Source organism: Phyllobacterium sp. MT110, assembly GCF_058792715.1.
The window spans coordinates 324,459-349,916 of sequence record NZ_JBXAFE010000005.1; the positions used below are offsets into that span (position 1 = coordinate 324,459).

At 58.2% G+C, this 25,458-nt stretch carries 24 protein-coding genes, 1 other RNA gene and 1 riboswitch; of the genes, 11 read left to right on the forward strand and 14 right to left on the reverse strand.

The features are described 5' to 3' along the window. Positions 1-49: 49 nt before the first annotated feature. The gene (locus AC1Q5O_RS21345; protein ID WP_472461867.1) at positions 50-808 is read right to left on the reverse strand and encodes a tetratricopeptide repeat protein; all 759 of its coding nucleotides are present in this window, start codon (positions 806-808) and stop codon (positions 50-52) included. A 216-nt stretch (positions 809-1,024) separates the two neighbouring features. On the opposite strand from AC1Q5O_RS21345, the gene AC1Q5O_RS21350 reads away from it, so the two are divergent. The 3 genes from AC1Q5O_RS21350 to AC1Q5O_RS21360 all read left to right on the forward strand — a co-directional run bounded on the left by AC1Q5O_RS21350 (position 1,025) and on the right by AC1Q5O_RS21360 (position 3,762). Beyond that, complete coding sequence (locus AC1Q5O_RS21350) at positions 1,025-2,401, forward strand: leucyl aminopeptidase family protein (protein ID WP_492565729.1); 1,377 nt, start codon at positions 1,025-1,027, stop codon at positions 2,399-2,401. 156 nt (positions 2,402-2,557) lie between these two features. Continuing rightward, a complete protein-coding gene (locus AC1Q5O_RS21355; protein WP_105736645.1) occupies positions 2,558-2,908 on the forward strand; it encodes a MarR family transcriptional regulator in 351 nt (116 codons plus the stop codon). Then, positions 2,896-3,762: a C40 family peptidase gene (locus tag AC1Q5O_RS21360; RefSeq protein WP_492565837.1), complete on the forward strand. Its 867-nt coding sequence runs from the start codon at positions 2,896-2,898 to the stop codon at positions 3,760-3,762. Before AC1Q5O_RS21355 ends, AC1Q5O_RS21360 begins: the two co-directional genes overlap by 13 nt. 60 nt (positions 3,763-3,822) lie before the next feature. On the opposite strand, the gene AC1Q5O_RS21365 is transcribed toward AC1Q5O_RS21360, so the two are convergent. From AC1Q5O_RS21365 to AC1Q5O_RS21400, 8 genes are all read right to left on the reverse strand, one after another. Then, positions 3,823-4,314, reverse strand: coding sequence for a 6,7-dimethyl-8-ribityllumazine synthase (locus tag AC1Q5O_RS21365; protein ID WP_492565731.1), 492 nt, complete (start codon positions 4,312-4,314; stop codon positions 3,823-3,825). Between the two features lie 81 nt (positions 4,315-4,395). Further along, positions 4,396-4,558: riboswitch (FMN riboswitch) on the reverse strand. Positions 4,559-4,606: 48 nt separating this feature from the next. Then, complete coding sequence (locus AC1Q5O_RS21370; RefSeq protein ID WP_492565732.1) at positions 4,607-5,563, reverse strand: 2-hydroxyacid dehydrogenase; 957 nt, start codon at positions 5,561-5,563, stop codon at positions 4,607-4,609. Continuing rightward, positions 5,560-7,191 (reverse strand): ABC transporter ATP-binding protein, encoded by a 1,632-nt coding sequence (locus AC1Q5O_RS21375; RefSeq protein ID WP_492565734.1) that lies wholly within the window; start codon positions 7,189-7,191, stop codon positions 5,560-5,562. Before AC1Q5O_RS21375 ends, AC1Q5O_RS21370 begins: the two co-directional genes overlap by 4 nt. Then, on the reverse strand, positions 7,188-8,333 hold the full coding sequence (locus tag AC1Q5O_RS21380) for an ABC transporter permease (protein WP_403169669.1): 1,146 nt from the start codon (positions 8,331-8,333) through the stop codon (positions 7,188-7,190). Before AC1Q5O_RS21380 ends, AC1Q5O_RS21375 begins: the two co-directional genes overlap by 4 nt. Next, positions 8,333-9,436 (reverse strand): microcin C ABC transporter permease YejB, encoded by a 1,104-nt coding sequence (locus AC1Q5O_RS21385; RefSeq protein ID WP_223612000.1) that lies wholly within the window; start codon positions 9,434-9,436, stop codon positions 8,333-8,335. Before AC1Q5O_RS21385 ends, AC1Q5O_RS21380 begins: the two co-directional genes overlap by 1 nt. Positions 9,437-9,463: 27 nt before the next feature. Then, positions 9,464-11,338 (reverse strand): extracellular solute-binding protein, encoded by a 1,875-nt coding sequence (locus AC1Q5O_RS21390; protein ID WP_492565839.1) that lies wholly within the window; start codon positions 11,336-11,338, stop codon positions 9,464-9,466. Further along, positions 11,338-13,179, reverse strand: a complete 1,842-nt coding sequence (locus tag AC1Q5O_RS21395) for an extracellular solute-binding protein (RefSeq protein ID WP_492565841.1) — start codon at positions 13,177-13,179, stop codon at positions 11,338-11,340. Before AC1Q5O_RS21395 ends, AC1Q5O_RS21390 begins: the two co-directional genes overlap by 1 nt. Before the next feature lie 200 nt (positions 13,180-13,379). Next, positions 13,380-14,018, reverse strand: coding sequence for a c-type cytochrome (locus AC1Q5O_RS21400; RefSeq protein ID WP_492565735.1), 639 nt, complete (start codon positions 14,016-14,018; stop codon positions 13,380-13,382). Positions 14,019-14,183: 165 nt separating this feature from the next. On the opposite strand from AC1Q5O_RS21400, the gene AC1Q5O_RS21405 reads away from it, so the two are divergent. Both AC1Q5O_RS21405 and AC1Q5O_RS21410 read left to right on the forward strand, forming a co-directional pair. Continuing rightward, a complete protein-coding gene (locus AC1Q5O_RS21405; RefSeq protein ID WP_288191753.1) occupies positions 14,184-14,936 on the forward strand; it encodes a 3-deoxy-manno-octulosonate cytidylyltransferase in 753 nt (250 codons plus the stop codon). A gap of 2 nt (positions 14,937-14,938) precedes the next feature. Then, the gene (locus AC1Q5O_RS21410) at positions 14,939-15,802 is read left to right on the forward strand and encodes a prephenate dehydratase (RefSeq protein ID WP_288191752.1); all 864 of its coding nucleotides are present in this window, start codon (positions 14,939-14,941) and stop codon (positions 15,800-15,802) included. A gap of 9 nt (positions 15,803-15,811) precedes the next feature. Here AC1Q5O_RS21410 and AC1Q5O_RS21415 read toward each other — a convergent pair whose 3' ends face one another. The 4 genes from AC1Q5O_RS21415 to AC1Q5O_RS21430 all read right to left on the reverse strand — a co-directional run bounded on the left by AC1Q5O_RS21415 (position 15,812) and on the right by AC1Q5O_RS21430 (position 17,917). Beyond that, positions 15,812-16,204, reverse strand: a complete 393-nt coding sequence (locus AC1Q5O_RS21415; protein ID WP_492565738.1) for a type II toxin-antitoxin system VapC family toxin — start codon at positions 16,202-16,204, stop codon at positions 15,812-15,814. Beyond that, positions 16,201-16,443, reverse strand: a complete 243-nt coding sequence (locus AC1Q5O_RS21420; protein ID WP_492565740.1) for an antitoxin — start codon at positions 16,441-16,443, stop codon at positions 16,201-16,203. The genes AC1Q5O_RS21415 and AC1Q5O_RS21420 overlap by 4 nt, the downstream gene beginning before the upstream one ends. 73 nt (positions 16,444-16,516) lie before the next feature. Continuing rightward, positions 16,517-17,461: an NAD(+) diphosphatase gene (gene nudC, locus AC1Q5O_RS21425; protein WP_492565742.1), complete on the reverse strand. Its 945-nt coding sequence runs from the start codon at positions 17,459-17,461 to the stop codon at positions 16,517-16,519. A 51-nt stretch (positions 17,462-17,512) separates the two neighbouring features. Beyond that, a complete protein-coding gene (locus AC1Q5O_RS21430) occupies positions 17,513-17,917 on the reverse strand; it encodes an HIT domain-containing protein (protein ID WP_105736783.1) in 405 nt (134 codons plus the stop codon). Between the two features lie 69 nt (positions 17,918-17,986). On the opposite strand from AC1Q5O_RS21430, the gene ffs reads away from it, so the two are divergent. The 5 genes from ffs (at position 17,987) to AC1Q5O_RS21455 (ending at position 22,719) form a co-directional block, all read left to right on the forward strand. After that, positions 17,987-18,083, forward strand: an RNA gene (gene ffs, locus AC1Q5O_RS21435) — signal recognition particle sRNA small type. A 125-nt stretch (positions 18,084-18,208) separates the two neighbouring features. Further along, entirely contained in the window at positions 18,209-20,071 is a 1,863-nt protein-coding gene (locus AC1Q5O_RS21440) for a DNA polymerase III subunit gamma/tau (RefSeq protein ID WP_492565744.1), read from the forward strand. 18 nt (positions 20,072-20,089) lie between these two features. Next, complete coding sequence (locus tag AC1Q5O_RS21445; RefSeq protein ID WP_091878585.1) at positions 20,090-20,413, forward strand: YbaB/EbfC family nucleoid-associated protein; 324 nt, start codon at positions 20,090-20,092, stop codon at positions 20,411-20,413. 438 nt (positions 20,414-20,851) lie between these two features. Then, positions 20,852-21,457 (forward strand): recombination mediator RecR, encoded by a 606-nt coding sequence (gene recR / locus AC1Q5O_RS21450; protein ID WP_223611985.1) that lies wholly within the window; start codon positions 20,852-20,854, stop codon positions 21,455-21,457. Between the two features lie 26 nt (positions 21,458-21,483). After that, positions 21,484-22,719, forward strand: coding sequence for a lytic murein transglycosylase (locus AC1Q5O_RS21455; RefSeq protein ID WP_492565843.1), 1,236 nt, complete (start codon positions 21,484-21,486; stop codon positions 22,717-22,719). Here the strand turns inward: AC1Q5O_RS21455 and AC1Q5O_RS21460 are convergent. Next, positions 22,703-23,614: a LysR family transcriptional regulator gene (locus AC1Q5O_RS21460; protein ID WP_492565748.1), complete on the reverse strand. Its 912-nt coding sequence runs from the start codon at positions 23,612-23,614 to the stop codon at positions 22,703-22,705. The genes AC1Q5O_RS21455 and AC1Q5O_RS21460 overlap by 17 nt on opposite strands. A 125-nt stretch (positions 23,615-23,739) precedes the next feature. Here AC1Q5O_RS21460 and ilvD point away from each other — a divergent pair, with 125 nt between their 5' ends. Continuing rightward, a complete protein-coding gene (gene ilvD, locus AC1Q5O_RS21465) occupies positions 23,740-25,413 on the forward strand; it encodes a dihydroxy-acid dehydratase (RefSeq protein WP_492565750.1) in 1,674 nt (557 codons plus the stop codon). Positions 25,414-25,458: the final 45 nt, after the last annotated feature.

Below are 25,458 nucleotides of genomic sequence, written 5' to 3' on the forward strand. Positions count from 1 at the left end.
AATCCGAGAGAAAAGGCCGTCTGATCCGAGCGGCCTTTTTCCTGCTTTGTCAGCTGTTGGGCTTCTTCTTGTCTTTCAGCATCGTCCAGGAGTTCTGCTGGGCGAGCATGGATCGCAGATATTTGACGTTGGCTTCCGCCTGTTGCGGCGAAAGCTCCTGCTTCGCAATCGTTTCCGCTTCGGGAAACCGTCCCTGAAGTCCGACCACGAGCGCCAGATTCTGCCGGACGCGGCTGTCGGCACCCTGTGCGTTGACCGCTCTGCGCATGTAGGTTTCGGCTGTATTCAATTCGCCTGACAGCACATACGACATCCCGAGATTGGAAAGCAGCGATGCCTCGTTCGGATTGAGGTCCATGGCCCGCTTGTAGATGTCACGGGCTTCGCTGGTTTTGCCGAGCTGGTCGAGGATCGCAGCTTCAGCGGAAAGCAGTTTCCAATCCGGATATTCAGGCGTCTGGGCGCGGCGAACTGCGTCAAGCGCCGCTTCGAATTCACCGCTGCTTGCCAATGCCTTGCCGTAAGCGGCCAGAACCTCGCGGTCCTTCGGATAGGCGATAGCAAGGCTGCGCATGACCGCAAGCGCCTGATCGTTTCGCCCCATCATGCGCAGCACCGCAGCAAAATTCATGGCTGTGGCTTTGTCTTTCGGGTTGCTCTGATACCGCGCTCCCAGGCTGGTTGAGGCCTGCGCAAGCTGCTGCGCGTTCATATGATCAAAATTGCCCGTGGGACTTGCTGTCGATGCTGCTGGTGAGATGGAGCCGGTGGTTGTCTTGTCGGTGGTGGCGCAACCGGAAATGCTCATTGCAAGGGCAGCCACGGTCACGGAAAAAATGAGCCGACGGTTGCGTTGAATAATCCCTGCGCTTGTCATAGTTTGCCCCGTCAGATCCCAGCGCACATCCATTGGTGCGTTAACCAATCCCATGTGAAAGAAATATTCTGTTAACCCTAACGGACCGTTAATGACGCCGCCTTTGCCGGCGCAAAAGCAGAAAATTGAGCCCAGGAGCAAACGATCATGCCTGCCGAAATCACCAAACAAAAATCATCGGATAGCAAGCCTGTCTGGTTCGTGGCGAAGGGCGGGCTGGAAGCGCTTGGACTTGATCCGGCAGCACTTGCCTGGGCCAGGGCAAACGGGTTCGAAGGGCAGGCCGGCCGGCTGCTCATTGTTCCCGGCGAAAACGGCCAGATCGCCGGCGCATTGCTTGGGACCGGCAAGGATGACAATCCTCTGGCAGCAGGCAAACTCGCGCAGGCTTTGCCGAAAGGCGCCTGGCATCTGGCAGGCCCTGTCAGCGCGCCCGATCTGGCCGCTCTCGGCTTCCTGCTCGGTGGTTACAAGTTCACCCGGTACACGAAGAAGAAGGATGATGCGGACGTTGCGCTGACGCTGCCGGAAGGCGCTGACAAGGCCGATGTGAAGCGGCAGGCGAGGGCGGTGACGCTCGCGCGTGACCTCATCAATACGCCGACCAATGATATGGGCCCGGAGGCGCTGGAAGCCGCTGTGCGCAAGGTGGGCGATGAGCACAAGGCGTCTGTCACCGTGATCAAGGGCGATGCGCTGCTCAAGAAGAATTTTCCGATGATCCATGCCGTCGGCCGTGCCGGAGGCGAGGAGCCGAGGCTGATCGATCTGGAGTGGGGCAAGAAGGATGCTCCGAAGGTAACCCTGGTGGGCAAGGGCGTCTGCTTCGATACCGGCGGTCTTGATATCAAGCCCGCCAGCAGCATGCTTCTGATGAAGAAGGACATGGGCGGTGCCGCCAACGTTTTGGCCCTTGCGAGCATCATCATGGATGCGAAACTGCCGGTCCGCTTGCGCGTCCTCATTCCTGCGGTGGAGAACTCCATCTCTGCCAACGCATTCCGTCCGAGCGATATTCTGACGAGCCGCAAGGGCATCACCGTCGAGATCGGCAACACCGATGCGGAGGGGCGCCTTGTCCTCGCCGATGCGCTGGCATTGGCCGATGAGGAAGAGCCGGAAATCCTGATCGACATGGCGACACTGACGGGCGCAGCGCGTGTTGCACTTGGTCCGGATGTGCCGCCCTTTTATGCGACCGATGAGAGCTTTGCGGCTGATGTGGCCAAGGCGTCCGAAGCTGTAGCCGATCCGGTCTGGCGCATGCCGTTGTGGCAGCCCTACGAAGCAAGGCTTTCATCCCGCGTGGCCGACATCAACAATGTGACGACCGATGGCTTTGCCGGATCGGTGACAGCGGCACTGTTCCTGAAGCGCTTTGTCGAGAAGACCAGAATCTGGGGGCATTTCGATATCTATGGCTGGAACCCGGTGGAGAAGCCGCATTCTCCCGTTGGCGGGGAAGCGCAGGCCATCAGGGCACTCTATCATGTGTTGAAGGCGCGTTTTCCGGCTGGGAAATAACGGAGATTCGTCAGTCTGTGTCCGGCAGCAAATCCATCGAATGCTGTCGGATGCACCTGCGCCCGGCCGAGAAGCCGCCGACCGGCTATGACCGCTTGCACTTCGCACCGCGAGGAATAAAATGATACGGAACCGAAATGATCTCGGAAGCCGTTCATGCAGATTGAGTTGAAGCCGTTTCAGGCGCTGACATTGTGGAAGGAAATTGCCGTTTCCGAAGTGCGGGATGACGCGCATGACCTGACGATGCGGCAATTGGCGGTGCTGCTGACGGTTTATCTGGAGCCGCCACCGCACACGATTCGTGGTATGGCTGCCAAGCTGAAGGTGACGAAGCCGGTGATTACCCGCGCGCTGGATACAATGGGTGGTTATGGATTGGTGGACCGGCATCGTGATGAAAAAGACAAGCGCAACGTTCTCGTCAAGAGAACGGTAAAAGGTGCGCTCTATGTTGAAAAGCTCGGCGATCTCGTCATCGCCAAGGCAAGAGGATTACCCCTGTGACATTGGATAAACGGTTGAACGCGTTCCGTCCCGATCTGGCGGACGAAAGCCTGCGTGGACAGGTAGAGGCGGAACACTTCGTGGAAGGCAAGCCCATGCGCATTGCCGATCCGGTCGTTGATGTGCGCGGCGAAGCGCGCGGCGATGCCGGTGTAACCACACAGTTCCTGTTCGGCGATGACGTCCTGGTGTTCGAAGACAGCAATGGCTGGTGCTGGGTGCAGAACGAGCGGGACGGATATGTCGGCTATGTCGTCGATACGGCACTGGACAAGCGCTATGACGAGCCGACGCATATCGTCATCGCGCCGCGCACGTTTGTCTATCCGGGATCTGACCTGAAGTTCCCGCCAACCAATGCACTGTCCATGGGATCGCTTGTTACGATAAAGGGCGGCGAGGAACGCCGGGGAACGCTCTACGGCATCCTGCCAAGCGGCGAGGCCATCATTGCCAAGCATCTCGTTCCGATCGATGAAGTCACCGACGATCACGTGGCGGTTGCCGAGACCCTGATGCACACGCCTTATCTGTGGGGCGGCGTGTCCGGTTTCGGCATTGATTGCTCCGGTCTGGTCCAGTTGTCGCTGCTGATGACCGGTCAGTCCGTCTTGCGCGACTCCGACATGCAGGCTGATACAATCGGCGATGCGATCGAGCCGGATGCAAATTACAACAATCTGAAGCGCGGTGATTTTGTTTTCTGGAAGGGCCATGCCGCGATGATGGCCAGCCATTCCATGCTGCTGCACGCAAGCGGTCATACGATGAGCGTGACACTTGAGCCTCTGCACGATGCCATCGAGCGCATTGCCTATCTCTATGGCAAGCCGACAGCGGTACGGCGGCTCTAGTCAAATAAGCCCTCTATTCGATGGAACAGAGGGCTTATCATTTGCTTTGCTTGTTTAGATTCAAGCCGCCGATAGTTCAGCCACCTGCTGGAATGTGCGGATGATCTGCAGGCAGGCGCGCGCCGCCTCCTGTCCCTTGACCAGGAAATGCCTGGTGAAGAAGTCGATATGCTGGGCGGTTTCCTGGAAATGATGCGGTGTCAGCACGGCTGACAGCATGGGAACACCCGTCTCCATCTGGGCGGTGAGAAGCGCATTGACCACGGTTCCGGCGACGAAATCGTGCCGGTAAATGCCGCCATCGACGACGAGACCTGTTGCGACAATCGCGTCGTACTGGCCGGTTTCGGCGAGTTTCTTGGCCAGCAGGGGAATGTCGAACGATCCCGGCACGTCATAGACGTCAAACCGCCCGGCAGTGACACCCTGGCTTTTGAGTTCGCCTTCAAAGCCGATACGGCACTGGTCAACGATTTCCGAATGCCATCGCGCCTGGATGAAGGCGATGCGCGGGGCGAAATGTGGGGTATTGTTATTCTGGAACTGATCCATGTCGGTCTCCTCAAGAGTTGACGTGAATCAGGGCACAACCAAAAACGGTCAGGGGCTGCCGGAAAGGCAGCCCTTGCTTTCAGTTGTTCTCTTTCATCCGGACTATACCGTCGGCTTCGGAATTGCACCGAAATCTGCTGACCTTTCCGGCAAACCGGAAAGCGCTCGCGGGCTCGCACCTGACATCTTTCGACACCCAGTGATTACCGCCGGTGGGGAATTGCACCCCGCCCTGAGAACACTTGCGCGGGCAATCTATCCGAAGGTTCTGGGCTGTCAAAGCCAAATTTTTCTAATACTGGGCTTTCCGGTCGACAATATTTTTAAGCGGCTCGCCACGCTCGAAGGATTCGATCTGGGCGACAATCTCCGGAACCAGCGCCGACGGGCTGGAGCTTGCGGCCGCATGCGGGGTGATGATGACCTGCGGATGCGTCCATAGTGGGCTGTCTTTCGGCAGGGGTTCCCTGTTGAACACATCAAGCGTGACAGCCGACAACATGCCGCGTTCCAGCGCGGCCAGGATATCAGCCTCGTTCTGCAGCCCGCCGCGACCGGCATTGATGAGAATCGGCGCACCGAGCGGCCCGTCCGCCTTCATCTGGGCAAAAAGGCTCATCGACAGGATACCCTTGGTCTCCGGTGTCAGCGGCAGCAACGAAACGATGATATCCGCATCCTTCAGGAAATCCTTCAGGCCATCATTGCCAAAATGGCTGGTCACGCCTTCGACGCTCTGGGGACGGCGGCTCCAGCCGCTGACCTTGAATCCCAGCATTCGCAGCTTCAAGGCCGCATCCCGGCCGAGCACGCCCATGCCGAGTATGCCGACATTGACCTCATGCGCCGCCGGCTGGCGCCGGTCCTCATGCCAGACCTTGCCGGCCTGCTGCTGCCGGTAGCGCAGGCCAAGGCGATGGTGATCCAGCACCTGCCAGACCACATATTCCGTCATCCGCATCGTCAGATCAGGGGAAACGATGCGCACGATGGGCACATCGGGAATCCTGTCATCATGGAAGACGTGATCCACACCGGCGCCCAGTGAGAAAATGACTTCGAGGTTCGGCAGGTCCGCGAGGGAACCAGGACGCTGTTTCCATACCAGTGCGTAGCGAACCTTTTCCTTGTCCGTATCGGTGTTCAGGACAAGTTTGCGCTGCGGGGCGTTCTTGGCAAACTCCGATAGCCAGACCTCCGGGTCCCATCCCGTTACAGCCAGAAAAATCGTGTCGCTTGTCCCGGTCATTCGCTTACTGCTCCCTGTTCCGCCGTTTCTATCCTGAAGGCCGCTGCCATCAGTGCTTTTGTATAATCGCTCTTCGGATTGGCGAAGATTTCCTCCGACGGGCCATATTCAACCGCTTTGCCATTGCGCATGACAAGCACGTCATTGGCCAGCGCTTTCACCACCTTGAGATCATGGCTGATGAAAAGATAGGCCAGATTGTGCTTTTGCTGCAATCCGCGCAAGAGGTCGACCACCTGCGCCTGCACGCTCATGTCGAGCGCCGAGGTCGGCTCGTCCAGCATGACGAAGCGCGGGTTGAGCACCATGGCCCGGGCAATCGCAATGCGCTGGCGCTGGCCGCCGGAAAATTCATGCGGATAGCGGAAGCGGTTCTCCGGATCGAGATTGACCTCCTTGAGTGCGGCAACGACGCGTGCATCACGCTCATCCGCCGACAGTTTCGGCTCGTGCACGGCAAGGCCCTCAGCCACGATATCGGCAATTGACATGCGCGGCGACAGCGAACCGAACGGGTCCTGAAAGACGATCTGCAGCTCGCGGCGCAGCGGCCGCATCTGCTTGAAGGAGAACTGGTTGATGTCCTTCTCGCCGAAGCGGATGACCCCCTGGGAGGAAATCATGCGCGACAGCGCAAGCCCGAGCGTGGTTTTGCCCGAGCCGGATTCGCCGACAACGCCAAGCGTCTGTCCGGCGCGGATGGTCACATCGATGCCATCGACGGCCTTCACATGGTCGACGGTCCGCCGCAGGAAACCCTGCTTGATCGGGAACCAGACCTTCACCTGCTCGCCGCGCATGACGGGCGCGGCGAGCAGATCAGCGGAGGGGGGATTGCCTTTGGGTTCGGCGGCAAGCAGATGGCGCGTATATTCATGCTGCGGATTGTCGAAGATCTGCCTGGTGGGACCGGTCTCGACGATTTTGCCCTTGGTCATGACGCAGACGCGATCGGCAATCTTGCGGACGATGCCGAGGTCGTGCGTGATGAACAGCATGGACATGCCCTGTGCCTTTTTGAGGTCGGCAAGCAGTTGCAGGATCTGTGCCTGCACGGTCACATCGAGCGCGGTGGTCGGCTCATCGGCAATCAGCAGCTTCGGCTTGTTGGCGAGCGCCATGGCAATCATCACACGCTGACGCTGGCCGCCGGAGAGCTGGTGCGGGTAGGCATCGAGGCGCTTTTCCGGCTCGCGGATGCCCACTTCGTGCAGAAGCGCAAGCGTGCGTTGCCTCGCCGGTTTGTCAGCCATGCCCTGGTGCAGTTTAAGGACTTCGACAATCTGCTTCTCGATCGTATGCAGCGGATTGAGCGAGGTCATCGGCTCCTGGAAGATCATGGTGATGTCGTTGCCGCGTACGCGCCGCAGATCGTTCTCGTCGCTGTCCAGAAGGTCCTGTCCGTTGAACAGGATCTGGCCGGAGGGGTGCGAGGCCGGCGGGTAGGGCAGAAGCTTCAGGATCGACAGGGCCGAGACCGACTTCCCGGAACCGGATTCGCCGACGAGCGCAACCGTCTCGCCCTGAGCGATGTCGAACGAGACATGATCGACGGCAATCGACTGGCGGCCGTTCTGCGTAAAGGCAACCGAGAGATCACGGACGGAAAGGAGGGGGGACGCACTCATTTGAAAGCCTTGCGCGGATCGAATGCGTCACGGGTTGCCTCACCGACGAAGATCAGCAGCGACAGCATCAGCGAGATGACGACGAAACCGGTCAGGCCAAGCCATGGTGCCTGCAGGTTGTTCTTGCCCTGAGCCAGCAGTTCGCCGAGCGAGGCAGAGCCGGGCGGCAGGCCGAAACCGAGGAAATCGAGCGAGGTGAGCGTCGTGATCGATCCGTTGAGGATGAAGGGCAGGAAGGTAAGCGTGGTCACCATGGCGTTGGGCAGAAGGTGACGGAACATTATTGTCCGGTCACGCACGCCGAGCGCCCGTGCGGCATTCACATATTCGAAATTGCGGGCCCGCAGAAATTCAGCGCGGACGATGCCGACAAAATGCACCCACGAGAACAGCAGCATGATGCAGAGCAGGATCCAGAAGCCCGGCGGCAGGATCGAAGCCATGATCAGGAGAAGGTAGAGCGTCGGCACCGAAGACCAGATTTCAATGAAGCGCTGCGCCAGAAGATCGAGCCAGCCGCCGAAATAACCCTGCATGGCGCCGGCCGTCACCCCGATAACCGCAGACGCTGCCGTCAGGATCAGCCCGAACAGCACGGAAATGCGGAAACCATAGAGCGCCCGGGCAAACACGTCGCGCGCCTGATCATCCGTGCCCAGAATGTTCATGTTGCCGAACGTGCAGTTGGCGTCGTTCACACCCTGCGGATAGCGGGCACAACGCTGTTCCGCCGAGTAGAGCCAGAATGGTTTTGACGGCGCCGTATCGGGAAGCTCGTTGTTGACGGTGCGGTAGGAATAGCGGATCGGCGGCCAGATGGCCCAGCCATTGGCATTGATCTCGTCCTGGATCACGGGATCGCGATAGTCGGTCACCGCATAGAAGCCGTTGAACTTCTCCTCCGGATAATCGACGAGAACGGGAAAGAGGATCTCGCCCTTGTAGGAAACAAGGATCGGCCGGTCATTGGCAATGAACTCGCCGAACAGCGAACCAATGAACAGGAACAGGAACAGCCACAGGGCCCACCAGCCGCGGCGGTTGGCCTTGAAGTTCTGCCAGCGCCGGGCATTGAGCGGCGACAGCCGCGGGCGCCGAACGGCAACGGGTGAGGGCTGGGTGCCAATGCTTGTATCGGTCATCAGACGTCCCTCCGCTCGAAGTCGATGCGCGGGTCGATCCATGTATAGAGAAGATCGGACAGGAGACTGACGACGACGCCGACAAGGGCGAAAATATAGACCGTGGCGATCACCACCGGATAGTCGCGGTTGATGATCGATTCATAGCCAAGCAACCCCAGTCCATCCAGCGAGAAAATCGCCTCGATCAGCAGCTGACCGGTGAAGAAGATCGAAATGAAGGCGCTGGGGAAACCGGCAATAACGATGAGCATGGCATTGCGGAACACATGTCCATAGAGAATCTTGCGCTCGGTCAGGCCCTTGGCCCGCGCCGTGGTGACATATTGCTTGCGGATTTCATCGAGGAACGAATTCTTGGTCAGAAGGGTCGTCGTGGCGAAGGCCGACAGCAGCATGGCCGTCAGCGGCAGGGCTATGTGCCAGGCATAGTCGACGATCTTGCCGAAGAATGAGAGCTCGGCGAAATTGTTGGATGTCAAACCGCGCAGCGGGAACCAGTCGAAGAATGAACCGCCGGCAAAAAACACGATCAGCATGATGCCGAAGAGAAATCCCGGTATCGCATAGCCAACCACGACAACGGCACTGGTCCACACGTCGAAGGCAGAACCGTCCTTGATGGCCTTGCGAATGCCGAGCGGAATGGAAATGGCATAGGATATCAGTGTCATCCACAGGCCGAGCGATATCGAGACCGGCAGTTTCTCCTTGATGAGCTGCACCACGCTGATATCGCGGAAATAGCTGTTGCCGAAATCGAAGCGCAGGTAGTTCCATACCAGGATACGGAACCGCTCGAGCGGAGGCTTGTCGAGGCCGAACTGCTTTTCGAGGCTGGCTATGAAAGCGGGATCGAGGCCTTGAGCGCCGCGATATTTCGAGTTGGCCGTACCAAGGCCGAGCGATTCATGGCTCTGACCAAAATCAGCGCCGCCGCCGCCGATGCGGTCAAGCGCGTTGCCGCCCTGTCCGGTGAGCTGGCCGATAATGCGCTGGACCGGGCCGCCGGGGACGAACTGTACAATCACGAAGCAGACAAGCAGGACTCCGAACAGGGTCGGTATCATCAGAAGCAAACGCCGTAGAATATAGGCTCCCATTAAGACGGTGCTCCAGGAGATATCATTTTAAATCTTGCCAATTGCCTTTGCCTTTGCTTCGTCAAGCCACCAGAGCGTTTCAACAGGAAAGCCATAATCGGGTTTGGGCTCCTTGAAGCCGAACATATCCCAATAGGCGATGAGGTGATTCGCGCTGTACCAATTTGGAATCCAGTCACGCCTTATACGCAAGAGCCGATCCAGAACACGCATAATCGTGACCAGTTCTGCCCGTGACTTCACGTCACCGACTTTCTCGATCAGCGCATCGATCACCGGATCCGCAATGCCCGCAAAATTGGTCGATCCGGGCATGGCAGCCGATTTGGAGCCAAAGATGGACTGCAGGCTCTCCTGTGTCGGCGTGGAACCAAGGGAGTAGGCAGCGCCCATCATATCGAAATCAAAGTCCTGCAGCCTGACCTGATACTGCGCCGGATCGACCAGTCGCAGGGTGGCATTGATGCCGATGGCGTTCAGATTGTTGATGAAAGGTGCCGAGGAGCGTGTGAAGACTTCCGCCTGGATCAACATTTCCAGATTGAGCGGTCTGCCACCGGCATCGACGAATTTGCCGTTCTGCCGCGTATAACCCGCTGCGGTGATCAATTCGACCGCGCGGCGCAGATTGTTTCTGTCGCGCCCCGAACCATCCGATACGGGTTGCAGGACCGCATCGCCGAAAATCTCCGGCGGCAGCCTGTCGCGCAGCGGCTCGATAATGGCCAGTTCTTCGGCGGAGGGTTTACCTTCGGTGCGAAATTCCGATTTCTCAAACAGCGATTGCGAGCGTTTGTAGACATCGTAAAACAGATTCTTGCTGGTCCACTCGAAATCAAAACACAACGCGATGGCTTCGCGTATCCGAGGGTCGCGGAACTGTTCCCGGCGCTGGTTCAGAGCCCAGGCCTGCATCACCGGCCGTTTTTCGCTGGAGAACTCGCGTTTGACGACACGCTTCTGCTGAATGGCCGGGAAATTGTATTCGGTCGCCCATGTCTTCGCGACGGATTCGGAGCGCCAGTAAATATCGCCCTTCTTGAAGGATTCGAAATCCGGTTGCCGGTCGCGAAAGAACTCGATGCGGATGCGGTCAAAATGGTTGGAGCCGCGCTGCACCGGCAAATCCTTTGCCCAGTAATCGGCAACGCGCTCGTATTCAATCGTTTGACCGGCAAGGATCATGCCCGCGCGATAGGCTCCGGAGCCGAGAGGCGCTTCCAGTGTTGATGCGCCGAAATCCCGCGTGGCGTACCATGCCTTGGAAAAGATCGGTATCCCTGCTGCGATGTCGAGAATGGCGCGGCCGGAATGCTTGCCGGAAAAGGTCAGACGCAATGTGTGGTCATCCTCGGCGACAATTTCGGTGAGTTCCGCCATCATCACCACGAGATCGGGATGCCCCTTTGTCTTGAGCGTCTCATAGCTGAACACCGCATCGTGGGCCGTCAGGGGAGAGCCGTCGTGAAAACGCGCTTGCGGGCGCAGCTTGAAAATGAATGTCCGCTTGTCCGGGGAAACCGTAACGCTTTCAGCAACCAGGCCATAAATGGAATCGGGCTCGTCCAGCGCCGATGTCATCAAGGAATCGAAGCACAATTCCACACGTGGCGGTGCATCGCCGCGTGCGCTGAAACCGTTCAGTGTGTTGAACGTTTGCGTTGACTGGTTGAAATACCATGTCGGCGGCGAGAAGCAGAACGTACCACCCTTCGGCGCATCGGGATTGGTGTATTCGAAATGCGTGAAATCCTTCGGATATTTGAGTTCGCCAAAGGCGGAAAGACCATGCAGCGGAACATCCGTCTTCACATCCGCCAGTGCCAGACGCGGAGTGAGGGCGGACAAAGCCGCTGCACTGGAATATTTCAGCAGATCGCGGCGATTGAGACGCCCGGCCATCATTGCGCGTGGGCTTTCAGAACTTGCTCCTTGGCAGGGTCAATCCACCAGGAAAGCGGGTCGACACCGATATAATCCGGTTGTTTTTCAGGCATGCCGAACTTGTTCCAGTAGGCGATCTTGACCCTGTCGTCATACCACTGCGGAACAACATAGTAATTCCACAGCAGGACCCGGTCGAGCGCATGGGTTGCCGCAACAAGCTCTTCACGGTCCTTGGCAAAGATGACCTTGTCGATCAGCTTGTCGATGGCCGGATTTTTGATGCCCATGTAATTGCGCCCGCCAGGCGTGTCGGCCGTGCTGGATCCCCAGAAATCGCGTTGCTCGTTGCCTGGCGACAGCGTTTGCCCGATCCCGGCGATTGCCATCACGTCAAAATCATAATCATTGACCCTGGCCGCGTACTGGGCCGCATCGACAGCCCGTATTTGCGCGTCTATGCCAAGCTTGCGCAGATTCGTCATGAAAGGTCCGATGGTACGCTCATTGCCCGGATCGTCTGCCAGAAATTCGATGGTCAGAGGTTGACCGGTCGCTGTATTGACGAGCTTTCCATTTTTCTGATCATAACCAGCCTCCCGCAAAAGCGTGACGGCCTTGCGCAAATTATCGCGTTGCGCCTGTGGCGTATCAGAAACCGGGTTCTTGAATTCCTCGTTGAAAACCCCTTCCGGTACTTCACCTTTAACCGCTTGAAGTATCTCCAGTTCCTTGCCTGTCGGGAGGCTGCTCGATGCGAGTTCCGTGCCGGAGAAATAACTGTCTATTCGCTTGTATTGACCGAAAAATGCATTCTTGCTCATGGATTCAAAGTCGAAGGCAAAATTCAAGGCTTCGCGCACCTTGATATCCTTGAATTTGTCGCGGCGTGTGTTCAGGAGAAATCCTTGCATGCGACCAGACGACCGCTGTGGATACACGGCCTTGACGACATCACCCCGGGCGAACGCCGGGAAATCATAGCCACGCATCCAGCGGCCGATGCTCGGCTCGCCGCGGTAATCCTGAAATCCGCCCTTCTTGAAGGCTTCCCACATGGCGTTTGCGTCCCGGAAATATTCATAGCGAATACGATCGAAATTGTTGCGCCCGACATTGGTGGGGAGATCCTTGCCCCAGTAATCGGCTACCCGGCTCCATACGATGGTCTTGCCGAAGTCGACGCTTTCGATTTTGTAGGCAGCCGAGCCCAGAGGGATTTCCGTCGTGGGCTTGGTGATGTCGCGCTTCTTGCCGGATTGATCGGTGCCTTCCCACCAGTGCTTTGGCAAGACGGGAAACTCGCCGACAATGCTGGGCAACTCACGGTTCCCGCCGCTCGCAAACGTGAAGGTAACCTCTCGGTCCCCGGTCTTCTCGGCCTTTGTCACATCATGATAATACTTGTTGTAAATCGGGCTTTGCGCTTTCAGGGTATCGAACGACCAGATGACGTCATCGACGGTGATGGGTTGTCCATCATGCCATTTTGCAGCGGGGTTGAGGCGGAACTTTACCCAGGAAAAATCATCTGGGTAAGCAACTGCTTCTGCGAGAAGACCGTAATTTGTTGCCGGCTCATCAGGCGCCCGGCTGAGAAGCGTATCGTAGAGATATCCACCCAATATAGTCCCGCCCGGAAGCCCCGCCGCAGACGTTCCCTGGACGACGAAGGGGTTGAGGCTGTCGAATGAACCTTGAGCAATTTGATTCAAGGTTCCGCCTTTGGGCGCATCGGGATTCACAAAATCAAAATGCTTGAAGTCCGGCCCGTATTTCGGCTTGCCCAGAGCGCTGACCGCCGTCCGCCATTCAGCATCCGCAGCCCGTGCATTCGATAGGGGGATCACGGCTGTCATGGCAAGGAGCGCGAGGCTGGCAACGAGCGGACGGAATAGCAAATCAGATCTCCACGGTTCTCTTTTTGGGCCAGTCTAAGAGAAAATGCGGCGGAGAACAGACCTTCGGCAAAAAAACACGCAGTCTTGATAGGATCAGGCTGGCGGATACAAAAAAGCCGGGCACTGGACCCGGCTTTCCCTTGGAATTGACGGCTGACTTATTTTGTCGGTGCGGGTGCAGTGCCATCTGCAGGCTTTGCTGCATCGGCTGGCTTTTCACTGCCGGCTGGCGCGGCATCGGCAGCAGGAAGCGGTTTTGGACTGTCGGAGAGCGTGCGCAGGTAAGCGATCAGGTCCGCGCGTTCATTGTCCTTCTTGTCACCGGCAAAGCCCATGGCCGTGCCCTTGATATAGCCCTTGGGCGAGGTCAGGAAGTGATTGAGATGGTCGAACGTCCAGAGTTCCTTGCCGCCCTTGGAGAAATCCTTGATAGCGCCGGAATAGCTGAAGCCTTCATGAGTGGCCATGGGACGGTCGACGATGTCCCAGAGGTTCGGGCCAACCTTGTTCGCGCCGCCCTTTTCACCGGTATGGCAAGCCTGGCAGCGCTTGAAGATCGCTTCACCGCGCGTCGCGTCCGCCGATGCGAGCAGGGTTGCGATCGGCACGGCCGCAGCTGCTGCGGCTGGCGCGCCGGCTTCACCTTCACCGCCGGCTTCGGCAGCCTGGATGATAAAGCCGGGTTTTTCGGGCGCACGGGAATCAAATAAGAAATCCGAAAGGATGCCCGCTGTCATGACAACGAAAACTGTTGCCAGGAACGCCATGGCATATTTGTTGAATGCGCTCGAATCCATTGTCGATCATTGCTCCTCTTGCGGAGGTTCTCATTATCTGGTCAATGCAGACCGCTGCATAACTTGACGAGAGTCCCCTCGTGATCGCGCGGAAACTAGGTCTTTTGCTCAAGACTTGCAACACATATAAGGGCAGTTCTGCCTGAGACTTTTTGACACCGTAGGGTGCTTATGACGATGAAAATATTGACCCTGATTCCCGCCCGCATGGCCTCCACGCGCTTGCCCGGCAAGCCATTGGCCGATATTGCCGGCAAGCCGATGATCGTGCATGTGGCTGAACGTGCCCTGGCGGCCGGTCTTGGCCGTGCTGTTGTTGCCACGGATAGCGCCGAGGTGAAGGTGGCGGTCGAAGCCCACGGACTTGAAGTGGTCATGACACGCAGCGACCATGAATCAGGTTCGGACCGCATCTATGAAGCCTTGCTGGCACTCGATCCGGAGGGCACTGTCGATGCCATCGTCAATGTCCAGGGCGACCTGCCGACCATTGATCCGGAATTGGTCAAACGCGCGCTCCTGCCGCTGCGTGAAGGTCCCGCCGATATCGCCACATTGTGTGTTGAGATCACCAGGGAAGATGAAAAGACCAATCCGAATGTGGTGAAGATCGTCGGGTCAGATATCGGCACCGGGAAAATGCGCGCGCTCTACTTTACGCGTGCGACGGCTCCCTACGGCAACGGCCCGCTCTACCACCACATCGGACTGTATGCTTATCGCCGTGCAGCTCTGCAGCGATTCGTCAGCCTTGGCCCGTCGCCGCTCGAACAGCGCGAACGACTGGAACAGCTGCGCGCGCTGGAAGCCGGCATGCGCATCGATGTCGAGATCGTTGATTCGGTGCCGCTGGGTGTTGATACCCAGGAAGATCTTGAGCGGGCACGTGACATTCTTACTTCAATAAAGGGCAATTGATTATGGCCAAGACCAACCGCATCTCCTTTCAGGGCGAACCGGGTGCCAATTCCGACACCGCATGCCGGAACATGTTTCCGCACATGGAGCCGTTGCCATGTCCGACCTTTGAGGATGCGTTCAACGCGGTTGAAAGCGGTGCGGCTGATCTGGCGATGATCCCGATCGAGAACACGATTGCCGGGCGCGTGGCGGACATCCACCACCTCTTGCCGGAGTCGCGCCTGCACATTGTCGGCGAATATTTTCTGCCGATCCATTTTCAGCTGATGGTTCTTCCTGGCACCAAGCGCAGCGAAATCGTCACGGTTCACAGCCATATCCACGCGCTGGGCCAGTGCCGCAAATACATCCGCAAGAACGGCTGGAAGCCGGTCATTGCCGGGGATACGGCGGGCGCGGCGCGGCTCGTCTCCGACGTCAAGGACAAGACCATGGCGGCGCTTGCACCGCGGCTCGCCTCCAGCCTTTATGGTCTCGATATCCTGGAAGAGGATGTCGAGGACACGGAAAACAATGTCACGCGCTTTGTCGTCCTGAACAAGACGAAAAAGTGGGCACCGCGCACATCCGACGAACTCATGATGACGACCTTCGTCTTTCGCGTGCGCAACGTTCCGGCGGCGCTCTACAAGGCGATGGGCGGCTTTGCCACCAATGGCGTCAACATGACCAAGCTGGAAAGCTATCAGATTGACGGCAAGTTCACTGCCACGCAGTTTTACGCCGATATTGAAGGGCATCCGGACGACAAGAACGTTGCCCATGCCCTGGAAGAACTGGAATTCTTCTCCAAGGAGGTGCGGGTTCTCGGGGTCTATCCCGCCGATACGACATTCCGCAGCAGCCAGGGCGAGGAAGAGTAGATTGACGGTCTAATCTTCCCAGTTTTCAACGCTGAGTCCCTCGACCCTCTGAAATTCACGGACATTGCGTGTGATGAGGGTCAGAGACCGTGCAAGGGCCTGCCCTGCGACCAAAACATCGTAAGGGCCGATGGGACTACCCGCGCGCGAAAGCTTTGCGCGCAACTCGCCCGCATATCTGGCGTCGTCCAGATCAAACTCAAGTGCCGGGAATTGCAGACTTTCAACAAGGCCGACATTCTGAACGGCGCGCTGTGATTTGTAGGCTCCGTAAAATAGTTCATGGGCAACAATGGCGGAGATTACAAAATCCTGCGGCTGATGTCGACGCAGTCGGCTGTGCAGCCGTTCATTGCCTTTCAGTAACGCAATGATGGCGTTGGTATCAAGCAAGAATTTCATTTGAAATAGTCGAGATCAGGTCTTTCCTGCGGTACGGGCTTCTCGCCCGCAGCTTTCGCAAAGTCGTCGTCTAACGGGCCTGAAAGGGCATCCAGCCAAGCCCAATTTTCCGGCATCGGCTCAAGAATCACGGATTGCCCGTGACGCCGTATACGAACTTCTGTGGCGTCAAATCGGAACTCCTTGGGAAGACGCACGGCCTGCGAGCGTCCGGACCAGAAGATTTTGGCTTTTTCCATGTCGCACCTCTTTTGAGATATGACAATGATATATACCAATTGGGCGATATTTTCAATTCAACCTTGGTAGGGCTTAAGCCTCGCTCTCAACCCAGCTACGGATCAGATGGGCGGCGATGGCGCCGGGTGGCGGCGTCATCAATCCTTCCGGGTGCGTCCGGTCGAGCATCAGCGCGACTTCATCGCGCGTGAACCAGCGGCCTGCCTCCAGCTCCGCCCTGTCGAGCGTGTAATCGTCGGACAAAGCCTCCGCATGGCAGCCGATCATCAGCGAATAGGGGAAGGGCCAGGGTTGCGACGCGTGATAGACCACCCGGCCGATAGGCAGGTTGGTTTCCTCCAGTGTCTCGCGCCGCACTGCATTTTCGATGGTTTCCCCCGGTTCAATGAACCCGGCAAGGCAGGAATACATACCCGGTCCGAAATGGGGTCCACGCGCCAGAAGACATTTGTCGCCGCGCACCACCATCATGATGGCAACCGGATCGGTGCGCGGGAAATGCTGGGCATCGCAATTCGGGCAAGTGCGCCGGTACCCGCCATCGCGCATCACCGTTTCCGTGCCGCAGCGTCCGCAGAAGCGGTGATTCTCATGCCACGTCAGCAGCGAAACAGCCTGTGCCATGGCGCCCAGCTGGTCTTCGGGTATAAGGCCTTGCGTGTAGACTGGGCGGTATTCAACGGCCTTGATTGTCTCAGGAAGGGTTGCCAGATCGATGCCGCTCACAGCGGCGAGAACCGGCATGTCCTCCTGCATTCCCAGATAGATTGTCCTGTTCGGGTGGGGCAACAGCGCTGCGGCTTCTTCAAGGCCGAAAAAGGCATTGCCCATGCCGTTTCCCTGCGACACCAGTATCTGGCCTTGCCCGATCAGCAGCATACGCGCCCTTGCATCCGCAAGTGCGACCGTCACCACATCATCGCTGCGGTTTTCGGAGTGGCGGTTTATCCTGTTGCCGGCAAAGCCGACGAAGCGGCTCGCTTCCGCTTCCGGAACATCATAAAGGCGAAATGACATTAGTGGGGCTCCAGAAGACCGGTCCGGAATGGGACTATGTGATGATGCTGATTAGATAGCGTTGAGAATGGCGTTCGCAAAGTCCCGTGCGTCTTTTTCGCCGTAGGGTTCGCGCGTGCCATAACCCCAGACGGGACCGGGCCATGCCGGATCTCCGGTGTTACGGGCGATGATATGCAGGTGCAACTGCCGGACGATGTTGCCGAGAGCACCAGTGTTGATCTTTTCGCAATTGACGACAGCCTTGAGCGCCTGTGCGGCAATGCCCGATTCAAAGACAAGCATTGTCTGGTCCAGGGGGGTGAGGTCGTGAATCTCGCTGATATCAGCCCTTTGCGGCACGAGAATGAGCCAAGGCCAGCGCCGGTCATTCATCAGGCGCAGATCGCAAAGGCCCAGCCTTGCAATGGGAATCGTATCAGCTGCAAGTTTGCTATCGAGTATAAACGTCATGATTTGCAACAATTAGCAGTTTTTTTGTCGTCCCGCTTGCTTTTTGCGCAAAGATTGCCGATATGAGCCTCGGGAGGTTGGTGGTGGACGAGCCACTCGCCAACCGGGTCAGGTCCGGAAGGAAGCAGCCCCAACGAGCCAGGCACGGGTCGCCGTGCCAGCCTCCCACCTTTATCCTCTTTAAAGCCGTCATCCGGCATTGACGCTGCGGTGTGCAGCGGTACAAACTTGCCTGGTGGAACGAATTTGACATCACGCGAGACATGCGAATGTCAGAATCGGACAATTGGCGCCATGAAGAGCAATGCAGGAGCGGAATCAACCGGGATGGACACCAAAACGGCAGATAGCGCCTATCGCGTGCTCGCCCGCAAATATCGCCCGCAGAATTTCGACGATCTGGTCGGTCAGGAGCCGATGGTTCGGACCCTAACCAATGCGTTCGAGACTGGCCGCATTGCGCAGGCATGGATGCTGACCGGTGTGCGCGGTGTTGGCAAGACCACCACTGCCCGCATTCTGGCCCGCGCCCTCAACTACAAGACGGCGGAAATCGACAAACCAACGATCGACCTGTCTGTTCCCGGTGAACATTGTCAGGCGATCATGGAAGGCCGCCATGTCGATGTCATCGAGATGGATGCCGCCTCGCATACGGGTATCGATGACATCCGTGAAATCATCGAACAGGTTCGCTACCGCCCGGTTTCGGCCCGGTATAAAGTCTATATCATCGACGAAGTGCACATGCTGTCCAATCAGGCCTTCAACGGCCTGTTGAAAACATTGGAAGAGCCGCCGCCCCACGTCAAATTCATCTTCGCCACCACCGAAATCCGTAAAGTTCCGATCACGGTGCTGTCGCGCTGCCAGCGTTTCGACCTGCGCCGTATCGACGCGAACATGCTGACGACGCTGCTGAAGAAAATTGCCGACAAGGAGAGCATCACGGTTGATGCCGCATCCTTGGCGATGATCGCCCGTGCGGGCGAGGGTTCGGCGCGCGATTCCCTGTCGATCTTCGATCAGGCGATTGCTCATGGTGCGGGTAATGTCGACGCCGAGACCGTACGCTCCATGCTAGGGCTGGCGGATCGCGCGCGGATCATCGATCTTTTCGAGATGCTGATGCGTGGTGATGTGGCCTCTGCCCTGCGCGAGTTTCGTGCCCAGTATGATGTCGGCGCGGACCCCAGCGTTGTTCTTTCCGATCTTGCCGACTTCAACCATCTGGTGACGCGTATTCGCTTCACCCCGGATGTCGCGGACGATATCTCCCTGTCCGAGGATGAACGCCTGCGCGGCCGGGATTATGCCGAAAAGCTTTCCATCCGGGTTCTCTCCCGGACATGGCAGATGCTGCTTAAAGGCATCGCCGAGGTGGATGCGTCCAATCGCCCCGTCCAAGCTGCAGAAATGCTGTTGATCCGGCTGGCGCATGCAGCCGATTTGCCGACGCTGGATGAAGCCCTGAAATCGCTGGAAAATGGGGCGCCGTCCTCCCTGCAGCCGCCGCGAAGCGATGGCCCGCGTCCCGGCAATGGCGGCGGCGAGGCCATGAGCCGCGCTGCCCCGGCGGACGCTGTCGCACCGTTGCGCGGTTCCGTTGCCTCTGGTGGTGGTGCCACCATGCGGCTGGTCGAACAATCAGCACAGCCTGTGCCTGTTGTGCCGGCGCAACCGGTTGCCGAAGAACTGCCGCCGGCTGTTCCTGTTACCAGCATCGCCGATATCGTGGCGCTCGCCGACAAGCAGCGTAACATGCAGTTCAAGATACTGGTCAAGAACTGTGTGCGGCTCGTCAGCATCAAGCCGGGACGGCTCGAGATCAATCTGACCGACAACGCGCCAAAAACGCTTTTGACAGACCTGTCGCAGAAACTCAGCGAATGGACCGGTACGCGCTGGATGGTATCCCTGTCGCGGGAACAGGGCGGCCGGACCATCAACGAAACCGAAACGGCCCGGCGCGATTCCATGCTCAGCGATGCGCGCGCCGATCCGGATGTCGCGGCGATCCTGTCGCGGTTCCCGGGTGCCAAGATTATCAATGTACGGATCGCAACACCCGCCGGGCAGGCAGGTGGCGACCCGGATGGCATGGACGGGATCGGCTCCGGCGATGATACGCTGGCCCCCGTCGAAGAAGATGATTGATCAAAAGGAGTTTTCCCCATGCGTGACATTATGGGCATGATGAAACAGGCCAAGGAAATGCAGGGCAAGATGGCTGCCATGCAGGAAGAAATCGCGGCGCTGGAGGCCGAGGGCCATTCCGGTGGCGGTCTCGTCACGGTCAAGCTGTCCGGCAAGGGGGCGCTAACCTCGCTCAAGATTGATCCATCGCTCTTTAAGGAAGATGATGTCGAGATTCTTGAAGACCTGATCATCGCCGCCCACAACGAGGCAAAGGCCAAGGTCGAGGCGATCATGGCGGAAAAGACCCAGGCATTGACGGCAGGCCTGCCAATTCCTCCGGGTTTCAAATTGCCTTTTTGAGAATGGGCATACAACTGCAAGCTTCTTGGAAAAGATTCGAGCGTGGTTTATATTGCTCTCGGAGTGGGCGGAGAGCTTTCGCTCGCCGCCCTTCCTCATTTGTGAAAATTGACCCGGACGGTCCATGACCAGCTCGTCCGGGTTTTCTTCACTATGAGGGTGATGCTAAACGGAAAAATCCGCATAGTTCACCTCCAAGTTCAAAGGCAAGGCTGTTGCCGCAGTCGGGTAGCCCATTCTCCCGATGCACCGGCTGGTACGGTGCATCTGCTTCGCCTTCGAACCTTTGCGCTGTTCGCGCTTGAGGTGATGATTGCTTCGTTTGTCGCCGGCAACAACGAATGCAGGGTTGTAAAATATCGCCCACTTTTTTGCTTGGGTTGAGTTCGCGGTGCGTCTCCGATTCCCTATGGGCAAAATTTGCTTTAAACCGGCGATATGTCGAAACGAATCGCCGGTCCCGAAATTGAACGCCTGATCCAGCTTCTGGCCAAAGTGCCGGGGCTCGGGCCGCGTTCCGCCCGCCGCGCCGCGCTGCATCTCATCAAGAAGAAGGAAGCGCTGCTGATCCCGTTGGGTTCTGCCATGCAGGACGCAGCGGACAAGGTGCGCATCTGCTCCACATGCGGCAATGTCGATACATCTGATCCGTGCATGATCTGTACCGATCCGCGTCGCGAACGGGCGACGCTGATTGTGGTCGAGGATGTTGCCGACCTTTGGGCGCTGGAGCGGGCCGGTTCAATGAATGTCCGCTATCATGTGCTGGGCGGCCGGCTGTCACCGCTGGATGGTGTCGGTCCTGACGATCTCAACATCGGCAGCCTTGTCAGCCGTGTGGCGGAAGGCGAGATCAAGGAGGTCATTCTCGCCGTCAATGCGACGGTCGAGGGGCAGACGACGGCTCATTACATCACTGACCAGCTTGCCGATTTTGACGTGCGTATCACGCGGCTGGCGCATGGCGTTCCGGTCGGCGGGGAACTCGACTATCTGGACGAGGGCACGCTGGCTGCTGCCCTGCGCGCGCGGACCTCTTTATAGGGAGAAGGCTTTTGATCAGACGCCCGATGCGACTTGCCCTTGCGGCGTTGATTGCGACCTTTCTCTATGCAACAGCCGGGTTGGCCGCGTTAAAACCGGAAGTTGAAGCACAGTTCCGGGCGTGGCTTGTCAACGATCTTTGGCCCGAAGCCAAGGCGCAGGGCATTTCCAAAGCGGTTTTCGATCAGGCTTTTTCGGGCGTCACGCTCAATTTCGATTTGCCCGACCTGGTCATGCCGGGCGAAAAACCGCAGACACCCAAGGAGCAGCGGCAATCCGAATTCGGCTCTCCCGGCAAGTATTTCAACGACAAGACGGTCAACGCGGTGACATCGGGAGGCACAGCGCGGTCCGGCCAGTTTGCTAAAATCCTCATAGCTGTTGAAAGCAAATATGGCGTTCCGGGGCCGATCGTTCTTGCCATCTGGGGACGCGAAAGCGGTTATGGCAGCGTGAAAATCCCCTACAACGCCTTTGCCGTCCTCGGCACGAAAGCCTTTATGGCAACGCGCAAGGACATGTTTCGCAAGGAGCTTTTGGCTGCGCTCCAGATCGTGGAGAAAGGCTATATCGGCGTTGCAAGCATGAAAAGCTCGTGGGCAGGTGCACTGGGCCAGCCGCAATTCATGCCGACATCCTATCTCGAGCATGCAGTGGATTTTGATGGCGACGGCAAGCGGGACATCTGGAATTCCGTTCCCGATACGCTCGGTTCCATCGGTCATTATCTCGCGCAGTATGGATGGCAGCGCGGCCGTGATTGGGGTTACGAAGTCAATGTCCCGCAGACTGTCAGCTGCTCCCTGGAAGGCCCGGATCAGGGCAAGCCTTTCGCCGCATGGGCCAAGCTTGGCATCACCCGGGTCAACGGCAAGCCGTTTCCGGCCAGCGAAACCAATCGCGAGGGTTTCCTGCTGATGCCGGCCGGGCGTCACGGCCCGGCCTTTGTGGTCACCAAGAATTTCTACGTGATCAAGGAATACAATATGAGCGATCTCTACGCGCTCTTCATCGGGCATGTGGGTGACCGTATCGCCAATGGTGCGAAGGGTTTTTCCGCCGGCTGGGGTGATGTCGGCGGGCTCTATCGCTCGGACATTGCCGGTTTGCAGAGGGCGCTGGAAAAAAAGGGTTATGACGCCGGCGGAGCCGACGGTTTTCCTGGCTTCAAGACACGGCGCTCCATCGGCGATTGGCAAACGAAACAGGGTCTGCCTGCCACCTGCTTTCCCGACAAAGATCTGGTCAAGGCGATCCGTTGAACGCCGAGGCAATATCAATCAGATGTCTGAGCGCCGGCGACGGATCGTCTCGGCGCCAAACAAGCCCGGTCTCGATCCGAGGCGGCGTGCCTGACAGTTTCAGGTAGCGAACGCCGGCACGGCCAAGATTCCGCAGCGATTCCGGCACCAGCGCGATTCCCATCCCCGCAGAGACCAGGCTGATGATTGTCTGCATCTGGATGGCTTCCTGCCCGACGCATGGGACGGCACCGTTGCCGGCATAATAGCCGGTGATCAGATCGTGAAAGGCCGGTGCGCTGCGGCGGGGAAAGATAATCAGCGGCTCCGACAGAGCGCCTTTGATGTCGAGCGCTCCGTTGGAGAGAGCCAACCTGCCTGATGCTACCCATTCCTCCGGGACTGCAGCGACAAGTTCCTCCTGAAGCAATGACAGATAGGTGAGAGAAGCGTGAAGGCTGGTCTGCGACGGCGGGATGATCAAGCCTGCGTGAATGTCTCCGTTCAGAAGCGCTTCGATCTGCACGTCACTCGTTGCCTCCTGCAGGCCGATCTGCACGCCGGGATAATCCGTCTTGTAACGGCCGAGCAGTGCCGGCAGCAGGCTGTAATCGGCTGTGCTGACGAAAGCGAGTTTCAAACTGCCCATGGTGCCGTGCGCGAGCTGCCGGGCAATGCCGGGGAGCGCGCCTGCTGCGTCCAGAACCTTGCGCACATAGTCCAGCCATTGGGCGCCCTCAGGCGTCAGCGCGACACTGCGCTTGGTGCGCGTGAACAGTTCGACGCCGATCTCCTCTTCGAGCGCGAGTATGGTTTGGCTGAGTGGCGGTTGGGTCATGTTGAGCCGCGCCGCAGCTCTCCCGAAATGCAGTTCCTCGGCAACAGTGATAAAGTAGCGCAACTGACGCAGATCCATATCGTATCTCTAATATGAAGTACGACCTAATCAAGCATGAATTATATATTTCACACGTGTTTGGAAGCGCTCTAAATAAGAGGTAATCCGGTCTTGAACCAAAATATCCTAGTGGAGGGACAGTCATGGCAGTCAATGAACGCTCGAAACACATCACGCAGGGAATAGCGCGCTCGCCCAACCGGGCCATGTATTATGCGCTCGGGTATGAGAAGGCGGATTTTGACAAGCCGATGATCGGCATTGCCAATGGCCATTCCACAATCACGCCTTGCAATGCCGGTTTGCAGCCGCTCGCCGATGCGGCGGTTGCGGCGGTCAAGGCAGCGGGCGGCAATCCGCAAATCTTCGGCACGCCGACCATCTCCGATGGAATGGCGATGGGCACGGAGGGCATGAAATACTCGCTGATCTCGCGCGAGGTGATCGCCGATTGCATCGAAACCTGCGTGAATGGTCAATGGATGGACGGCGTTCTGGTGCTGGGTGGCTGCGACAAGAACATGCCCGGTGGCATGATGGCGATTGCTCGGACCAATGTTCCGGCGATCTATGTCTATGGCGGCACGATCAAACCGGGTAAATGGAAGGGCAAGGATCTTTCCATCGTTTCTTCCTTCGAAGCCGTGGGTTCCTTCATGGCGGGCAAGATGAGTCAGGAAGATTTTGAAGGCATCGAGCGGCATGCCTGCCCCTCCACCGGTTCCTGCGGCGGCATGTATACAGCAAACACCATGAGCTCTTCGTTCGAGGCACTGGGCATGTCATTGATGTCCTCGTCGACCATGGCCAATCCGGATGCCGAAAAGGCGGACAGCACCGCCGAATCAGCACGCGTTCTGGTCGAAGCTGTGCGCCGGGGTATCCGGCCGCGGGACATCATCACCCGCAACTCCATCGAGAATGCCGTATCGCTGATCATGGCCACCGGTGGATCGACCAATGGCGTGCTGCATTTTCTGGCCATCGCTCACGCGGCGGAAGTCGACTGGACGCTGGATGATTTCGAGCGCGTGCGCCGCAAGGTTCCGGTGATCTGCAACCTTCGGCCATCAGGCCAATACATGGCTGTCGACCTGCACCAGGTTGGCGGCATCCCGCAGGTCCTGAAAATCCTGCTCAATGCCGGGTTGCTGCATGGTGACTGCCTGACGATCACCGGTCGCACCATTGCCGAGGAATTGGCCCACGTTCCAGATGCTCCGCCCGCCGATCAGAACATCATCAGACCCATCGACAAGGCCCTCTACAAGGAGGGACATTTGGCTATCCTCAGGGGAAATCTGGCGACGGGTGGCGCTGTTGCAAAAATCACCGGCCTCAAAAACCCGGTTATCGAGGGTCCCGCACGGGTGTTCGATGACGAGCAGTCGGCGATGGACGCCATCCTCTCGGACAAGATCAGGCCGGGCGATGTGCTGGTCCTGCGTTACCTCGGCCCCAAGGGCGGGCCCGGCATGCCGGAAATGCTGGCGCCGACATCGGCAATCATCGGACGCGGTCTGGGTGAAAGCGTCGGGCTCATCACCGACGGGCGGTTCTCCGGGGGAACCTGGGGCATGGTGGTCGGCCATGTCACGCCGGAAGCGTTCGAGGGCGGCGCAATTGCCCTCGTCAGGGAGGGCGATACGATTACCATCGATGCCCACAAGCAGCTGCTGCAACTTGAAGTCAGCGATGCCGAGCTGGAAGCGCGCCGCAAGGCGTGGCAGCAGCCCGCACCCCGCTATACACGGGGTGTCCTCGCGAAATTTGCCACGCTGACCAAATCCGCCAGTGAAGGAGCAGTCACGGGCTAGGGAGGCGGATTCTCCCATTGTCGCGATGGCAAAAACAGTCTGTCA

Bases quoted from the DNA above. Each gene is read 5' to 3' on its own strand.
- AC1Q5O_RS21460 (WP_492565748.1), bottom strand. From the start codon at position 23,614: ATGGATCTGCGTCAGTTGCGCTACTTTATCACTGTTGCCGAGGAACTG.
- ilvD (WP_492565750.1), top strand. From the start codon at position 23,740: ATGGCAGTCAATGAACGCTCGAAACACATCACGCAGGGAATAGCGCGC.
- AC1Q5O_RS21350 (WP_492565729.1), top strand. From the start codon at position 1,025: ATGCCTGCCGAAATCACCAAACAAAAATCATCGGATAGCAAGCCTGTC.
- AC1Q5O_RS21345 (WP_472461867.1), bottom strand. From the start codon at position 808: ATGAGCATTTCCGGTTGCGCCACCACCGACAAGACAACCACCGGCTCC.
- AC1Q5O_RS21410 (WP_288191752.1), top strand. From the start codon at position 14,939: ATGGCCAAGACCAACCGCATCTCCTTTCAGGGCGAACCGGGTGCCAAT.
- nudC (WP_492565742.1), bottom strand. From the start codon at position 17,461: ATGTCATTTCGCCTTTATGATGTTCCGGAAGCGGAAGCGAGCCGCTTC.
- AC1Q5O_RS21355 (WP_105736645.1), top strand. From the start codon at position 2,558: ATGCAGATTGAGTTGAAGCCGTTTCAGGCGCTGACATTGTGGAAGGAA.
- AC1Q5O_RS21455 (WP_492565843.1), top strand. From the start codon at position 21,484: ATGCGACTTGCCCTTGCGGCGTTGATTGCGACCTTTCTCTATGCAACA.
- AC1Q5O_RS21415 (WP_492565738.1), bottom strand. From the start codon at position 16,204: ATGAAATTCTTGCTTGATACCAACGCCATCATTGCGTTACTGAAAGGC.
- AC1Q5O_RS21370 (WP_492565732.1), bottom strand. From the start codon at position 5,563: ATGACCGGGACAAGCGACACGATTTTTCTGGCTGTAACGGGATGGGAC.
- AC1Q5O_RS21440 (WP_492565744.1), top strand. From the start codon at position 18,209: ATGAAGAGCAATGCAGGAGCGGAATCAACCGGGATGGACACCAAAACG.
- AC1Q5O_RS21420 (WP_492565740.1), bottom strand. From the start codon at position 16,443: ATGGAAAAAGCCAAAATCTTCTGGTCCGGACGCTCGCAGGCCGTGCGT.
- AC1Q5O_RS21375 (WP_492565734.1), bottom strand. From the start codon at position 7,191: ATGAGTGCGTCCCCCCTCCTTTCCGTCCGTGATCTCTCGGTTGCCTTT.
- AC1Q5O_RS21445 (WP_091878585.1), top strand. From the start codon at position 20,090: ATGCGTGACATTATGGGCATGATGAAACAGGCCAAGGAAATGCAGGGC.
- AC1Q5O_RS21395 (WP_492565841.1), bottom strand. From the start codon at position 13,179: ATGACAGCCGTGATCCCCCTATCGAATGCACGGGCTGCGGATGCTGAA.
- AC1Q5O_RS21400 (WP_492565735.1), bottom strand. From the start codon at position 14,018: ATGGATTCGAGCGCATTCAACAAATATGCCATGGCGTTCCTGGCAACA.
- AC1Q5O_RS21390 (WP_492565839.1), bottom strand. From the start codon at position 11,338: ATGGCCGGGCGTCTCAATCGCCGCGATCTGCTGAAATATTCCAGTGCA.
- AC1Q5O_RS21385 (WP_223612000.1), bottom strand. From the start codon at position 9,436: ATGGGAGCCTATATTCTACGGCGTTTGCTTCTGATGATACCGACCCTG.
- AC1Q5O_RS21365 (WP_492565731.1), bottom strand. From the start codon at position 4,314: ATGGATCAGTTCCAGAATAACAATACCCCACATTTCGCCCCGCGCATC.
- AC1Q5O_RS21380 (WP_403169669.1), bottom strand. From the start codon at position 8,333: ATGACCGATACAAGCATTGGCACCCAGCCCTCACCCGTTGCCGTTCGG.
- recR (WP_223611985.1), top strand. From the start codon at position 20,852: ATGTCGAAACGAATCGCCGGTCCCGAAATTGAACGCCTGATCCAGCTT.